This is a genomic window from Streptomyces graminilatus, assembly GCF_001418565.1.
Taxonomy (GTDB): domain Bacteria; phylum Actinomycetota; class Actinomycetes; order Streptomycetales; family Streptomycetaceae; genus Streptomyces; species Streptomyces graminilatus.
This window is the reverse complement of record NZ_LIQQ01000400.1, coordinates 1-13,988: the sequence shown is the minus strand read 5'-3', so window position 1 is coordinate 13,988 and position 13,988 is coordinate 1. Positions and strand designations below refer to the sequence as shown.

Genomic DNA, 13,988 nt, shown 5'->3' with positions numbered 1-13,988 from the left:
CACCCAGACCGACACGATCGTCCTGCCCGCCACGCCGCCCGCGGCCAAGGCCGGTACGGCCGGCGGGCCCGCCGCGCTCGAAGCCCGGTCCGTGGCGGCCTGGTTCGGCAGCCACCAGGTGCTCAGCCGGGTCTCCCTCACGATGCCCGCCGGACAGGTCACCGCGCTCATCGGCCCCTCGGGCTGCGGCAAGTCGACGTTCCTGCGCACCCTCAACCGGATGCACGAGATGATCCCGGCGGCGGCCCTGGCGGGCGAGGTGCTCCTGGACGGCGAGGACATCTACGACCCGTCGTGGCGGCTGACCGACGCGCGCCGAAAGATCGGCATGGTCTTCCAGAAGCCGAACCCGTTCCCCGCGATGTCGATCTACGACAACGTGGTGGCGGGCCTGAAGCTGACCGGCACGCGCGTCGGCCGCAGCGAGAAGGACGAGCTGGTCGAGGAGTCCCTGACCCGGGCGGGCCTGTGGAAGGAAGTACGCGACCGGCTCCGCCAGCCCGGCGGCGCGCTCTCCGGCGGCCAGCAGCAGCGCCTGTGCATCGCCCGCGCGCTCGCCGTACGCCCCCGGGTCCTCCTCATGGACGAACCCTGCTCGGCCCTCGACCCCACCTCCACCCGGCGCGTCGAGGAGACGATCCACGAGCTCGCCGGTGAGGTGACCGTCGTGATCGTCACCCACAACATGCAGCAGGCGGCCCGCGTCTCCAACCAGTGCGCGTTCTTCCTCGCCGAGCAGGGCACGCCCGGCGGCATCGTCGAACACGGCGCCACCGACGACGTGTTCGGCAACCCGCACGACCAGCGCACCGCGGACTACGTGGCGGGCCGCTTCGGCTGAGCCCACGAGCGGCCCGCACCGGGCCCGCGAGAAATTTTGCCCGGTCCCCTTCAACCTTTGCGCCCCGAACACGCTCATGAACAGGTGAGGCACCTACCTGTGAGGCGTGTGAGGGGCGTAATGCGTATGAGGGGTGTGATGCGTATCAGGCAGGTGAGTCACGGCCACCGCAATGGCCGTACCTACAGCCGTACGCGGGACGGGGAATGGCCCACGCCCGCCCTCAGCACGAGCGAGACAGGCGGTTCCCCCGATGAGTGAGCGACGACGACGTGCGGCGAGCGGGCCACGCCGCCTGGCCGCCTTACAGCGTCGGCGCAAGAGCCGGACCCGTCTCGCGGCGATCGGCGCGACGGTCTGTCTTGCCGCGCTCGGTACGGCGGTCGTGCCGTCGCTCCTGCCCCGGCTGCTGCCGGACACCGTGTCGCAGGCCCGCTCCCCGGAGCCGGTGCGGACCACGGCCGAGCCCGCCCCGGACCCGAGGGCGGACGGTACGAGTGAGTCTCCGGCCGAGTCCACCGGCGACGGGTCGCCCAGGGCGCCCAGGTCCCCCGAAGCCGCCGAGACACCCGAGGCACCCAGCTCCCCGGCCGCCACCGGCACCCCCGCGCCCGGAAAGGAACCCGCGCCCGGACCCGGGAAGAGCGCCGGGAGCGGCAAGGGAGCCCGCTCCGGAGCCGGGGCCACCCCGGGGGCGAGCGATCCCGGGACCGTCCCCACGTCCGGCCCCGGAACCTTCGTCACCGCCCCGCTCACCGGCACCGTGCCCGCCACCGGGACCCCCTTCCGGGTCCAGGTCGAGGACGGCACGGGCGTCGACCCGACGGACGCCGCCCGGCAGATCACCGCGATCCTGAACGACCGGCGCGGCTGGGGTCAGGAAGGCGCCAAGTTCCGCCAAGTCACCGGGGCGGAGGCCGAGTTGACGTTCCGTGTCGCCACCGCGGCCACCACCGACAAGCTGTGCAACGTGCGCCAGCCGGAACACATCGGCGAGGTCAACTGCCGTACCGGCAAGGACGTGGTGATCAACCTCAAGCGCTGGCAGCAGGGTTCGCCCGAGTTCGACGGACCGCCGGTCGAGTACCGCGCCCTGATCGTCAACCACGAGGTCGGCCACTGGCTGGGCCACGGACACGAGACCTGCCCGGGCCCGGGCCGCCCCGCGCCCGCGATGATGCAGCAGATCGACGGCCTCAAGGGCTGTGTGTCGAACGCCTGGCCGTACGACGCCCAGGGCGCCTACCTGTCCGGCCCCGCCGTCCCCTGAACCCGTCCCCTGAACCCGGCCCCGCCGCACCCTGAACAGGCGGGGCCGGGTTCAGGGCCGGGAGCTACGGGCCGACCTCCGTCTCGCACCGCAGCCGCCGGTCCGCCCCCAACTCCCGTACGCCGCCCACCAGTCGAAGGTGTGCGGCGTACCGTACGTCGGCGCTGGACGCCCCCAACCGCAGCTCCAGCGCCCCGGGTTCGACGACCCGGCGACCCGAGCGGTCCGTGAACGCCGACAGATCCGTGTGGAAGCGGAAGGTCACCCGGCCGGCCGCCCCCGGCGCCAACTCCAGCCGCTGGTAACCGATCAGCCGGACGTCGGGCCGGGTCACCGAGGCCACCGGATCGTGCAGATACAACTGCACGACCTCCGCCCCGGCCCGCTCACCCGTGTTGCGCACGGTCACCGACACCGCGTACGACCCATCCGTACCGATCTCCGCCGGATCCTGAACCGTAGAACCCTCGGCCGTAGAACCCTCCGCCGCCGAACCCTCGGAGACCGGACCCCCTCCGGGGCCCTCCTCGGCGAAGTCCTCCCAGGCGAAGGAGGTGTACGACAGGCCGTGCCCGAAGGGGTACAGCGGGGTCGGGTCCAGGCTGCTCACATCGCCCGCCAGCCCCAGCGGCGGCTGGAGGTACGTCCACGGCTGGCCCCCGCGCTCCCTGGGCACACTCACCGGCAGCCGGCCCGAGGGGGAGACGCGGCCCGACAGTACTCCCGCCACCGCCGGGCCGCCCTCCTCCCCGGGGAAGAACGCCTGCACGACCGCACCCAGCCGGCCGTGCCAGCGCCCCAGCGCGTACGGGCGCCCGCTGAGCAGCACGAGCACCACCGGCACCCCTGTCGACACCAGCGCGTCCAGCAACTCGGCCTGCACGCCCGGCAGTTGCAGCTCCGCCACATCGCAGCCCTCGCCGGAGGTACCCCCGCCGAACAGGCCCGCGCGGTCGCCCATCACCGCCACGCACACATCCGCCTCGGATGCCTTGGCCACCGCCTCCTCGAAGCCCGAGACGTCCGGCCCCGAGGTGTCGCAACCCTCGGCGAACGTCACCTTGGCGTCGGGCAGTTCGGTGCGCAGGGACTCCAGGAGTGTGGGGATGTCGATGCCGAGCGGGGTCTCGGGATGGTTGGGCAGGACATGCGACGGGAAGGAGTAGCAGCCCAGCATCGCCAGCGAGTCCGCAGCCCGTGGCCCGACGACCGCGATCCGGGTGTCCGGGGCCAGCGGGAGCAGCCCGTCCGGGTTGCCGAGCAGCACCACCGACTCCTCCGCCAACTGGCGGGCCAGCGCCCTGTTCCCGGCCGAGTCCAGGTCGATGGGCCCGTCCGGCTCGGGCCGCCAGTCCTCGTCCAGCAGACCCAGCTCGCACTTCTGCGCCAGCACGCGCCGCAGGGCCCGGTCCACCAGCGACTCCGGGACCTCTCCGGCCCGTACGGCCGTCACCAGCGCCTCGCCGTAACTCCCGAACGACGGCAGTTCGACATCGATGCCGGCCGCCAGCGCGGCGTGGCCCGCCTCGGCCGGGGTACCGGCGACCCGGTGCAGGGACTGGAGGAAGGCGATGCCGAAGTAGTCCGAGACCACCGTTCCGGTGAACCCCCATTCCTCGCGCAGGAGTTGGGTGAGGAGGTAGGGGTCGGCGGAGGCCGGGACGCCGTCCGTCTCCGTGTACGCCGCCATCACTGAACGCGCGCCGCCCTCGCGCAGCGCCATCTCGAACGGGAAGAGCGTCAGGTCCGCGAACTCCCGGGCGCCCGCCCGTACCGGCGCGAGATTGCGCGCCCCGACCGAGCCCGCGTACCCCGCGAAGTGCTTCAGCGTGGCGATGATCCCCGCCGACTCCAGGCCCCGCACATACGCCGACCCGATCGTCCCCACCAGGTACGGGTCCTCGCCGATCGTCTCCTCGACCCGGCCCCAGCGCAGATCCCGTACGACGTCCAGGACCGGGGCGAGGCCCTGGTGGACGCCGACCGAGGTGAGGTCCCGGCCGATGCGCCCGGCCATCTCCTCCACCAGCTCGGGGTGGAAGGTGGCGCCCCAGGCCAGCGGCACCGGGTACGCCGTCGCGTGCCAGGCCGTGAAGCCCGCCAGGCACTCCTCGTGGGCCAGCGCCGGGATGCCGAGGCGGCCGGCCTCGATGATCCGACGCTGGGCGCGGGCCAGTGCCTGCGCGCCCAGCGTCGGGTCCACGGGGGCCGTACCGAAGGGGCGTGTGAGCTGGCCGAGGCCATGGGTGATCAGCTCGTCGTAGTCGTACTCGGCGGTCAGGTCGTGCTGGTGCGGGGCGACCCCGTGACCGTCCGTCGACGCGCCCACCCACAGGCCGTACAACTGGGCTGACTTCTCCTCCAGGGTCATCCGGGAGAGCAGGTCGTCGACGCGGGCGTCGATGGGCAGGGCGGGGTCACGCCAAGGTGACGTGGTCATGAAACTCCTGTCAGGGAAGGTGAGTTCACCGGTCGTCGCGTCACTTGCCGCCCACCCCCATCAGGCCGCCGACCAGTGCGCGCCGGGCCACCAGATAGACGGTGAAGATGGGGATGCCGGAGAGGACGACCGAGGCCAGCAGGGCGGGGATGTTCACACCGAACTGGCTCACGAAGTTGAAGAGGCCGAGCGTCAGGACACGGGGTCCGTCGGACTGGGTGAAGATCAGCGGGAAGAGGAAGCCGTTCCAGGCCTGGAGCGCGGAGAAGATGACGACCGTGCTGATACCGCCCTTGGCCAGCGGGATGGCGAGCTGGAACAGCATCCGCAGCGGGGACGCGCCGTCCAGGGCCATCGCCTCGTACAGGTCCTCGGAGACGTCCCGCAGGGTGCCCACGAGGACGAGGACCGCGACCGGCATGGCGAAGGCCGCCGTCGGCAGGATCACCGCCAACAGCGTGTCGTACAGGTCGAGTTTGGCGATGAGCAGATAGAGCGGTACGACCACGGCCTGGGCGGGGATCGCCACGCCCAGCAGGAACAGCCGGAAGGCCAGGCCCGACCAGCGGGTGCGGGTGCGCACGGCCACGTACGCGAGCGGGACGCAGAGCGCGAGGACGATGCCCACGACCGCGACCGCGACGATCACCGTGTTGCTCAGCAGATGCCAGAAGCCGGAGTGGAGAACGGTGTTGTAGTTGTCGAGGGTCGGATCGGTGGGCGGACTCAGCGGATTGCCGGTGAGGGCCTTGTCGGGGCCGGTGAGCGAGGCCGACAGCATGGCGTAGATCGGGACGACGACGATCACGAGCCAGATGGCCGAACCCAGGCCCGCCACCGGGTTGGGGCGCCGGGTCCAGTGCCTGCGGCGACGGCCGTCGGGCCGCCGGCCCGGCTGCTCCGGGCGTTCGCCGGCCGTCGCGGGACGAGGAAGCGTGTCGTGTGACACTCCGTCACATCCCTTCGCGGGTACTGCGCATACGGCCGAAGCCGGTCAGTCGCACAAGGAGCAGGGAGAGTCCCGTGGCGGCCACGACCAGGAAGGACGCGATGGCGCTCGCGTATCCGAAGTCGTAGTTCTTGAAGCCCGCCTCGTACATCAGGTACGGCAGGATCGCCGTGTCCGTGCCCGGGCCGCCCTTGGTCAGGATCAGCACGGTCTCGAAGTACGTCAGCAGACCGACGACCATCAGGACGGTGGACGTCGTGATGGTGTGCCGCAGTTGCGGGAGCGTGATCGAGAAGAACTGGCGGTAGCGGCCGGCGCCGTCGATGGCCGCCGCCTGGTAGAGGACCTCGGGTATCTGGCGGGCCCCGCCCTGGTAGATCAGGGTGTGGAAGGGGATGAACTGCCAGGCGCCGACGAAGACGATCGCGAGGAACGCGCCGTCCGTGGAGCCGAGGATGTTCGCCTGGATGATGCCGAAGTTCGGGTCGAGCAGGGCGTAGAAGAGCAGCGCGATCGCCGTCGAGGAGAGCAGGAACGGGACGAAGAAGACCGCGGACAGGATCGCCCGGTTGCGCTGTTGGCCCGCCGCCCAGACCCCGAGCAGCAGCGAGACGACCGTCTGGAAGACCCAGCTCGCCACCATCAGCAGCAGGGTGACTCCCAGCGACTGCGTGAGCCGGGGATCGTCCAGCAGCTTCCGCCAGTTGGCGAGCCCGACCGGCTTGGGGTCGCCGAGGCCGTCCCACTTGGTGAAGGAGAGATAGAAGGCCAGCGCCATCGGGACGACCGCGAAAAAGGTGAAGAAGAGAACGGCGGGCAGAGCCCAGGCGGCACTTGGCCGCCCGGCCCGAACTCCGGATGTGACAGTGGAAGAAGTGACGGTGGGAGAAGTGACGGTGGAGCTCACTTCAGCCCCTTGCAGGCCGACACGAAATCGCTGGGCGACGACTTGCCGGCGAAGAGCTTCCCGATCTCCGTGTGCATCTTGGTGCCCAGCTCGTCGCCGAGCGCCTGGTCCCAGGAGAGGGTGAACGCGGGCGCCTGCTGGACCATCTCGTACTGGAACTTCGCGTACTCGGGGTTGGGCGCGGAGGACAGCAGCGCCGCCGCGTTCGAGGTGGTCGGTACGTCGCCGAGCGCGACCAGGTCCTTGGCGTACGTCTCGGACGCGCAGTCCTTGAGGAAGGCGATCGCCGCGTCCTTGTTCTTCGTACGGGGGTTGATCGACCAGTAGTTGGTGGGGTTGCCGACGACGTTGCGGACGTCACCGGTGCCGCTGTCGACCTTCGGGAAGGCCGCCCAGCCCAGGTTCGACTTGGCGAAGTCGGGGAACTTGCCGAGCTGCGTCGAGTACTCCCAGGAGCCCATCAGGTGCATCGCCGCCTTGCCCTTGGCGAAGACCGCCGGGGCACCGCCGTTCACATACGACACCGAGCTGAACTTGTCGCCGAAGGCACCCCCGTCGACGAGTTCCTTGACCATCTCGGCGGTCTTCAGGATCGCCGGGTCGCCCCAGCCCTCCGCGTCACCGTCCTGGATGCGCTTGAAGACCTCGGGGCCGCCGATACGGTCCGTCAGGTACTCCAGCCACATCAGTTCGGGCCAGAGGTCGGCGCCGCCGAGGGCGAAGGGCGTGATCCCGGCCTTCTTCAGCTTGGTGTTGTTGTCGAGCAACTGGTCCCAGGTGGTGGGCGGTTGAATCTTCTGCTCGGCGAAAACGGACTTGTTGTAGAAAAGAATCACCGGCTGCATACCGCGCATGGGGATCCCGTAGTGGCGCCCTTTGAGATCACCGGCGGCCAGCACGGACGGCAGGAAGCCGTTCTTCAGCACCGGGTCGCTCTCGATGACATCGGTCAGGTCAAGAACCTTCCCGGCTTCCTGGTAGGCCTTGATGGATCCGCCGCCCCAGTTGAAGAATATGTCCGGAGCGCTGGGGGACCCCATGGCCGTACGCAGCTTGGGCGTGTAGTCCGAGCCCGGGATCTTCTCCAGCTTGACCTTGCCCTTGGCCGACTTCGCCGCCGCCGACCCGTTGAACCGCTCGACGGACGCCGCCTGGACCTTCGCCGCGTCGTCCCCGTACACGAACGCGGTGAGGGTGTCCCCGCCACCACCGCTCGAACCCTCACCCGAGCCGCAGGCACTGAGGCCGGTGGTGAGCAGGGCGGAGGCCCCGGCACCGAGCACCCAGCGCCTGCTGAACGCCGTACCGGCCGACTCTGTGGACCGCCCTCTGTTCGACTCCATGACTGCACCTCTCGCGAATGTTCTGAACGAAACCTGGAACGAGTCTCTGTACGAATCTTTCGGGTGGTACGTCGAATGTTCCGGAAATTTATGGGGGGACAGGGGCTTCGTCAAGAGGTCGCGCAGGGATACGATCGCGGCCATGAGACCCTCGAAACCCGTTGAAACGCAGACAGCTTCGCAGTCCACTCAGACCGCGACGCTCGCCGAGATCGCCCGCGAGGCAGGCGTCTCCGCTCCGACTGTTTCGAAGGTGCTCAACGGCCGCGCCGATGTCGCCCCCGGAACCCGGACCCGGGTAGAGGACTTGCTCCGGGCCTACGGCTACCGCCGCCGCAGGGCCGAGGCGACCCGCTCACCCCTCATCGACCTGGTCTTCCACGAACTGGAGAGCGCGTGGGCGATGGAGGTCATCCGGGGTGTGGAGAACGCGGCGCGGGAGGAGGGGCTGAGCGTCGTCCTCTCGGAGAGCGCGGGCCGCCTCACCCCGGGCCGCACCTGGGCCGACCAGGTCGCCGCCCGCCGCCCGCACGGCGTGATCCTCGTCCTGTCCGGCCTCGACGAGTCCCAGCGGGCGCTGCTGACCAGTCGCTCGATCCCGTTCGTGGTGATGGACCCGGCCGGTGACCCCGGGGACGACGTGCCCTCGGTCGGCGCGACCAACTGGCAGGGCGGCCTGGCGGCCACCCGTCACCTCATCGACCTGGGCCACACCCGCATCGCGTCGATCAGCGGCCCGTCCCGGATGATGTGCAGCCGCGCCCGCGTGGACGGCTACCGCGCCGCACTGGAAACGGCAGGCCTCCCGGTGGACCCCGCCCTCCTCAAGGCGGGCGACTTCCACCACGAGACGGGCTACCGCGCCGGCCTCGACCTCCTGCGCTCCCCGGACCGCCCGACGGCCGTCTTCGCCGGCAACGACCTCCAGGCCCTCGGCCTGTACGAGGCCGCCCGCGAACTGGGCCTGCGCATCCCGGAGGACCTGAGCGTCGTCGGCTTCGACGACCTCCCGATCGCCCGCCTGGTCGGCCCCCCGCTCACAACGGTCCGCCAGCCCCTGATGGAAATGGCGGAAACGGCGGCCAAGCTGGTCCTGAACCTGGGCAGAGAGGAAAACCCCTCAGGCGCCACAAGGGTGGAACTGGCCACAAGCCTGGTGGTACGAAACAGCACGACCACCCCTCCAACCCCCTGAGCCGCGCTCCCCCAGCTGCCCAAAGGGGACAGGCCAACAACCTCAGAGGGCGCGAGGAACCGCGCACCTCAGCCACAAGACACCCGCACAAACCCACCGGCCTGATCAGGGGCGCGGGGAACTGCGCAAAACCCCACAACGCACCCGCACGGCCCTACCGGCCTGATAAGGGGCGCGGGGAACTGCGCAAAACCCCACAACACCCGCACAGACCCACCGGCCCGATAAGGGGCGCGGGGAACTGCGCAAAAAACCACAACGCACCCGCACAAACCCACCACCCCAAACCCCCGCAACCGTAGTGACGACTTCCCCAAGGCCCCGCAAACTGCACCGAAGTCAATCGGTCAATCAGCCGAAACTTTCGGAGGCCCCCGCAACGAGCCCACCCTGCTCCCGCGCGATCCGGGCCGATACCCGGCCTCGCGGGGTGAGATTTTCCGAAGAATGCGGGGCGTGCACCCCTGCGCGTAACAATTCGGACGTACGTTCCTCCGCGTGACGGGAGAAGAGGAACGGACGCCGGACGGCGGCGGGGACGCGAAGAGACACGTGGGCCGACGGTCGCCGCGCTGGACAAGGGCCGTCGGTTTCACGCTGGCCGGCGCCCTGGTGATCGCGGGCGCGGGTGCGGGCTACGCCTACTGGCACCTGAACCACAACATCAAGAGCGTCGACATCGACAGCGCACTCGGCGACAACCGCCCGCCGAGGACAGAGCCGCAGATGCAGCGGCAGCCGAAGTCGCTGCCGTCGGCCGGCACTTCCGCCCAGGCCGCGCCGCCGCCGAGCCAGGCGCTGAACATCCTGGTCCTGGGCTCGGACTCACGCGACGGCAAGCGCAACCGGGCACTCGGCGGCGGCAGCAGCGAGGGCGCGCGGTCCGACACCGCGATGGTCGTCCACCTGGACGCGGGCCGCACCAGGGCGACGATCGTGAGCATCCCGCGCGACACGCTGGTCACCCGCCCGTCCTGCCCCCTGCCGGACGGGGGTTCGACGGCGGAGGCGTACGGCGTCATGTTCAACACGGCGTACTCGGTCGGCGGCCCGGTGTGCGCGGTCAAGACGGTCGAGTCGATGACGAACGTCCGTATGGACCACTACCTGGAGGTCGACTTCGCCGGCTTCGCGGACCTGGTGGACGCGCTCGGCGGCGTGACGGTGACGACGGACCAGAACATCCACGACCGCGACAGCCACCTCGACCTGTCGGCGGGCGAGCATCACCTCGACGGCACCCACGCCCTCGCCCTGGCCCGTACTCGCCACGGCATCGGCGACGGCAGTGACCTGGGCCGGATAGGCCTCCAGCAGAAACTGGTCAAGGCACTCCTGCGGCAGATCTCCTCGACGAACCTGCTGACCAGCCCGGCCAGGCTGTACAGGGTCGCCGACGTGGCCACGGCGAGCCTGACCACGGACACCGGCCTGGACTCGCTCAGCAAGCTGACGAGCCTGGGCGAGAGCCTGCGGGGCCTGTCGGAGGACGAGCTGAAGACGGTGATGATGCCGGTGGTACCGGCGGCGTCGGACGCCAACCGGGTGATCGCCCAGGAACCACAGGCGGCGGCCCTGTGGGCGACTCTGCGCTGAGGAACCCATCTGACCTGCGGAAACGCATCCCGAACGCATCCCGAACGCATCCCGGGAAAATTTCCTGAAGAAAGTTCCGCAGCCGTGTCGATCCGGGCCCGCCCCGATCGACGCACAGGGTGAGAGCCCGGAAGGAACCGGGCCCCGCCCAAGGAGGAACCCATGCCCCGCTATCTCTCCCTCGTACAGATCGACGAATCCACCGTCCCCGCCGAAGGCCCCAGCCCGGAGCTGATGCAGCGCATGGGCGAGCTGATCGAGGAGATCACCAAGGCCGGCGTGATGCTCGACACCCAAGGCCTGACCCCCAGCTCACAGGGCACCCGAGTGCACTGGCAGGACGGCAAGATCTCCGTCACCGACGGCCCCTTCACCGAGTCCAGGGAGATCGTCGGCGGCTACGCGATCATGCAGTGCAAGGACAAGGCCGAGGCCCTGGAGTGGACCAAGCGCTTCCTGAAGGTCCACGAGGAGCACTGGACGGTCACCTGTGAGGTCCGGGAGATCGCGGAGGGCTGAGCGAGCCCTCTGCCTCCCCCTCCCTCCCGGCTTCCTTGGCCGATCGCCACCGACGGTGTCTGATGGTGGGCTGTGACCCAGCAGCCCACCTCCGACTCCGACTCCGCGACGGAACAGCGCACCGACACGGGACAGCGCACCGACACGGATCAGGCCGACACGGATCAGCGCGCCGAGATCGAACAGACCGCCGAGATCGAACAGACCGTAGAGACGGTCTTCCGCCTCGAATCCCCCCGCATCATCGCGGCCGTGACCCGCACCGTCCGCGACATCGGCATCGCCGAGGAGCTGGCCCAGGACGCCCTGGTGGCCGCACTCGAACGGTGGCCCCGTGACGGCGTCCCCGACAACCCGGGCGCCTGGCTCATGGCCACCGCCAAGCACCGCGCCATCGATCTGATCCGCCGCCGCGAGACGTACGCCCGCAAGCTGGCGGAGATCGGCCGGACCTTGGAGACGACCGCCCCGCCGGTCGAGCCGTCCGCCCCCGACGACATCGACGACGACCTGCTGCGCCTGGTCTTCACCGCCTGTCACCCGGTGCTGTCGGCCGAGGCCCGTATCGCCCTCACCCTCCGCCTCCTAGGCGGCCTCACCACCCCCGAGATCGCCCGCGCCTTCCTGGTCCCCGAGGCCACGGTCGCCCAGCGCATCGTCCGCGCCAAACGAACCCTCGCGACGAAGAACGTCGCCTTCGAAGTCCCGTACGGCCCACAGCGCGAGGCCCGTCTCGGCTCGGTCCTGGAGGTCATCTACCTGATCTTCAACGAGGGTTACGCCGCAACAGCGGGCGACGACCTGCTGCGCCCCGCCCTCTGCGAGGACGCGCTGCGGCTGGCCCGCGTGCTGTCGGGCCTGATGCCCAAGGAACCCGAAGTGCACGCGCTGGCGGCCCTGTTGGAGCTCCAGGCGTCCCGCTCGGCGGCCCGCACGGGCCCGACCGGCGAACCCGTACTGCTCAAGGACCAGAACCGCTCCCGCTGGAACCGCATGCTGATCGCCCGGGGCTTCACGGCCCTGGCCCGAGCGGAGGCGGCGGGCGCCACCACGACAACGTCAGGACCGGGCCCGTACGCACTCCAGGCCGCCATCGCCGCCTGCCACGCCCACGCCCACTCCTACGAGGACACGGACTGGCCCCGCATCGCCGCCCTGTACGCGGCCCTGGCCGCCCGATCCCCGTCCCCGGTGGTGGAGTTGAACAGAGCGGTGGCGGTATCGATGGCGGAGGGCCCGGCCGAGGCCCTACAAATCGTCGACACTCTCAAAACCGACCCGTCCCTACGTGACTACCACCTCCTCCCGAGCGTAAGAGGCGACCTGCTCCTACGGCTGGGCCGCAGAACGGAGGCCAGAGCGGAATTCCAACGAGCAGCAGAACTAACCCAGAACGAAAGAGAACGGAACTTGCTACAGGCGAGAGCGCGGGCATGCGCCCCTTAGGGGCGCGGGGCTGTGTCGGTCTGCGGCTCCGCCGCGGGGCGCGACAAGCCCCCACCGGCGGGCGGCCGACAAACTACACCGGATGCCCGATCAACATCGCCGGCGCCCCCGCCACACGGGTAAGAAAGACCGTCGCCGCCCCAGCCCCCTTCGGCTTCACCATCCTCCGCAACTCCTCGGGCTCAACCGCGGACCCCCGCTTCTTCACGGTCAGGGTCCCCACCCCCCGCTCCCGCAGCAATGCCTTCAACTTCTTCACCCCAAAAGGAAGTTGATCGGTGATCTCATAGGCGGAGGCATACGGGGTGATCCGCAGCTCATCCCCCGTCACATAGGCGATCGTCTCGTCGACGAGCCCCCCGCCGACCTCCTCGGCCACCTCCGCCACCAGATGCGCCCGGATGACGGCACCATCGGGCTCGTACAAGTACCGCCCCACCGCGCGCACTTGAGGATCGGGCAGCCCCCGCCCGACCAGAACACGCGGCCCCGGCAGCAGAGTTGCCCGCATCGAACCGGACCCCGTCCCGGCCCCGAACCACAGCACCGCTTCCTTCACATCCCCGCCGTCCGAGATCCACTCGGCCCCGGCGTCGGCGGGAATCGCCTCGTGCGGCACACCGGGCGCGATCTTCAGTGCGGCCAGTGGAGCCTTCCGCGCCGCCTCCACGGCCCAGGACAGGGGCGGCGAGTACGCCTCGGGATCGAAGATCCTCCCGCGCCCGCCGCGCCGGGCCGGATCGACGAACACGGCGTCGTACGGGGCCGTGTCGACGTCGGTGACATCCGCCTCCCGTACCTCCACCAGCTCCCCGATGCCCAGCGCGTCGACGTTGGCGCGCGCGACGGCCGCCGTGAGCGGATCCCGGTCCACGGCGAGGACCCGGATCCCGGCCCGGGCGAGCGCGAGGGCGTCGCCGCCGATCCCGCAGCACAGGTCCGCGACGGAGGTCACGCCCAACTCCCTGAACCGGTCCGCCCGGTACGCGGCCACGCTCGCCCGTGTCGACTGCTCGACCCCGTTGGGCGTGAAGAACATGCGCCCGGCGTCCTCGGCGCCGAACTTCGCCACCGCCCGCTGCCGCAGCCGCTCCTGTCCGAGCGCCGCCGAGACCAGTTCGGCGGGATGCGCGCGGCGCAGCCGGGTGGCGACGGCCAGTTCACGGGCCGGCTCGGTACCGCGCACCTCGTCGAGGAGGGCACGGCCCTCCGGGGTGAGCAGGGCGGCGAATGCGGCGAGGGAAGCGGCGAGGTCGTTCACCGGGTCATTGTGGGCCAGCCGGTGGACGGCGTGCCTCCGGCGGCGGTGTCGGCCGCGTTCCCCGGCCCGGCCCTGAAAAGATCCAGCACCATGCAGGAAGTAGGACAAAAATACAAAAACCAATCAATGGTCATGGTCCGCTCAATGGCCGTGGTCCGCCGAGCCGGGATCGCCGCACTCACCATGGCCACCCTCGTCGCCGCCCTCGCCGCCGTCTCCGG

General features: G+C 70.2%; 11 protein-coding genes. 6 read left to right on the top strand and 5 right to left on the bottom strand.

Translation table 11 applies throughout. The features are described 5' to 3' along the window. Positions 1-22 precede the first annotated feature (22 nt). Together AOK08_RS30505 and AOK08_RS30500 are read left to right on the top strand one after the other, a co-directional pair. Positions 23-841 (top strand): phosphate ABC transporter ATP-binding protein, encoded by an 819-nt coding sequence (locus AOK08_RS30505; RefSeq protein WP_055532092.1) that lies wholly within the window; start codon positions 23-25, stop codon positions 839-841. Between the two features lie 253 nt (positions 842-1,094). After that, positions 1,095-2,111 carry a DUF3152 domain-containing protein gene (locus AOK08_RS30500; RefSeq protein ID WP_055532059.1) on the top strand — a complete coding sequence of 339 codons (1,017 nt, stop codon included), beginning with the start codon at positions 1,095-1,097 and terminating at the stop codon, positions 2,109-2,111. A gap of 64 nt (positions 2,112-2,175) precedes the next feature. Here the strand turns inward: AOK08_RS30500 and AOK08_RS30495 are convergent, their stop codons facing one another. Genes AOK08_RS30495 through AOK08_RS30480 form a run of 4 tightly spaced genes read right to left on the bottom strand, consistent with a single transcriptional unit; the run spans position 2,176 to position 7,750 of the window. Beyond that, positions 2,176-4,551, bottom strand: coding sequence for a glycoside hydrolase family 3 N-terminal domain-containing protein (locus AOK08_RS30495; protein ID WP_055532057.1), 2,376 nt, complete (start codon positions 4,549-4,551; stop codon positions 2,176-2,178). Between the two features lie 40 nt (positions 4,552-4,591). Next, positions 4,592-5,500: a carbohydrate ABC transporter permease gene (locus tag AOK08_RS30490; RefSeq protein WP_055532055.1), complete on the bottom strand. Its 909-nt coding sequence runs from the start codon at positions 5,498-5,500 to the stop codon at positions 4,592-4,594. A 4-nt stretch (positions 5,501-5,504) separates the two neighbouring features. Further along, positions 5,505-6,407 (bottom strand): carbohydrate ABC transporter permease, encoded by a 903-nt coding sequence (locus tag AOK08_RS30485; protein ID WP_055532054.1) that lies wholly within the window; start codon positions 6,405-6,407, stop codon positions 5,505-5,507. Next, positions 6,404-7,750, bottom strand: a complete 1,347-nt coding sequence (locus tag AOK08_RS30480) for an ABC transporter substrate-binding protein (RefSeq protein WP_055532052.1) — start codon at positions 7,748-7,750, stop codon at positions 6,404-6,406. The genes AOK08_RS30485 and AOK08_RS30480 overlap by 4 nt, the downstream gene beginning before the upstream one ends. 142 nt (positions 7,751-7,892) lie before the next feature. Here AOK08_RS30480 and AOK08_RS30475 point away from each other — a divergent pair, with 142 nt between their 5' ends. From AOK08_RS30475 to AOK08_RS30460, 4 genes are all read left to right on the top strand, one after another. Beyond that, positions 7,893-8,945, top strand: coding sequence for a LacI family DNA-binding transcriptional regulator (locus AOK08_RS30475; RefSeq protein WP_055532050.1), 1,053 nt, complete (start codon positions 7,893-7,895; stop codon positions 8,943-8,945). Between the two features lie 498 nt (positions 8,946-9,443). Next, complete coding sequence (locus AOK08_RS30470) at positions 9,444-10,541, top strand: LCP family protein (RefSeq protein ID WP_055532049.1); 1,098 nt, start codon at positions 9,444-9,446, stop codon at positions 10,539-10,541. A 162-nt stretch (positions 10,542-10,703) separates the two neighbouring features. Next, the gene (locus AOK08_RS30465) at positions 10,704-11,060 is read left to right on the top strand and encodes a YciI family protein (RefSeq protein ID WP_055532047.1); all 357 of its coding nucleotides are present in this window, start codon (positions 10,704-10,706) and stop codon (positions 11,058-11,060) included. Between the two features lie 177 nt (positions 11,061-11,237). After that, positions 11,238-12,506 carry an RNA polymerase sigma factor gene (locus AOK08_RS30460; protein WP_055532090.1) on the top strand — a complete coding sequence of 423 codons (1,269 nt, stop codon included), beginning with the start codon at positions 11,238-11,240 and terminating at the stop codon, positions 12,504-12,506. Positions 12,507-12,579: 73 nt separating this feature from the next. On the opposite strand, the gene AOK08_RS30455 is transcribed toward AOK08_RS30460, so the two are convergent. After that, positions 12,580-13,767: a class I SAM-dependent methyltransferase gene (locus AOK08_RS30455; RefSeq protein WP_198539439.1), complete on the bottom strand. Its 1,188-nt coding sequence runs from the start codon at positions 13,765-13,767 to the stop codon at positions 12,580-12,582. Positions 13,768-13,988 lie beyond the last annotated feature (221 nt).

Coding starts and splice junctions, on each gene's coding strand:
- AOK08_RS30475 (WP_055532050.1), top strand. CDS start 7,893: ATGAGACCCTCGAAACCCGTTGAAACGCAGACAGCTTCGCAGTCCACT.
- AOK08_RS30495 (WP_055532057.1), bottom strand. CDS start 4,551: ATGACCACGTCACCTTGGCGTGACCCCGCCCTGCCCATCGACGCCCGC.
- AOK08_RS30500 (WP_055532059.1), top strand. CDS start 1,095: ATGAGTGAGCGACGACGACGTGCGGCGAGCGGGCCACGCCGCCTGGCC.
- AOK08_RS30480 (WP_055532052.1), bottom strand. CDS start 7,750: ATGGAGTCGAACAGAGGGCGGTCCACAGAGTCGGCCGGTACGGCGTTC.
- AOK08_RS30465 (WP_055532047.1), top strand. CDS start 10,704: ATGCCCCGCTATCTCTCCCTCGTACAGATCGACGAATCCACCGTCCCC.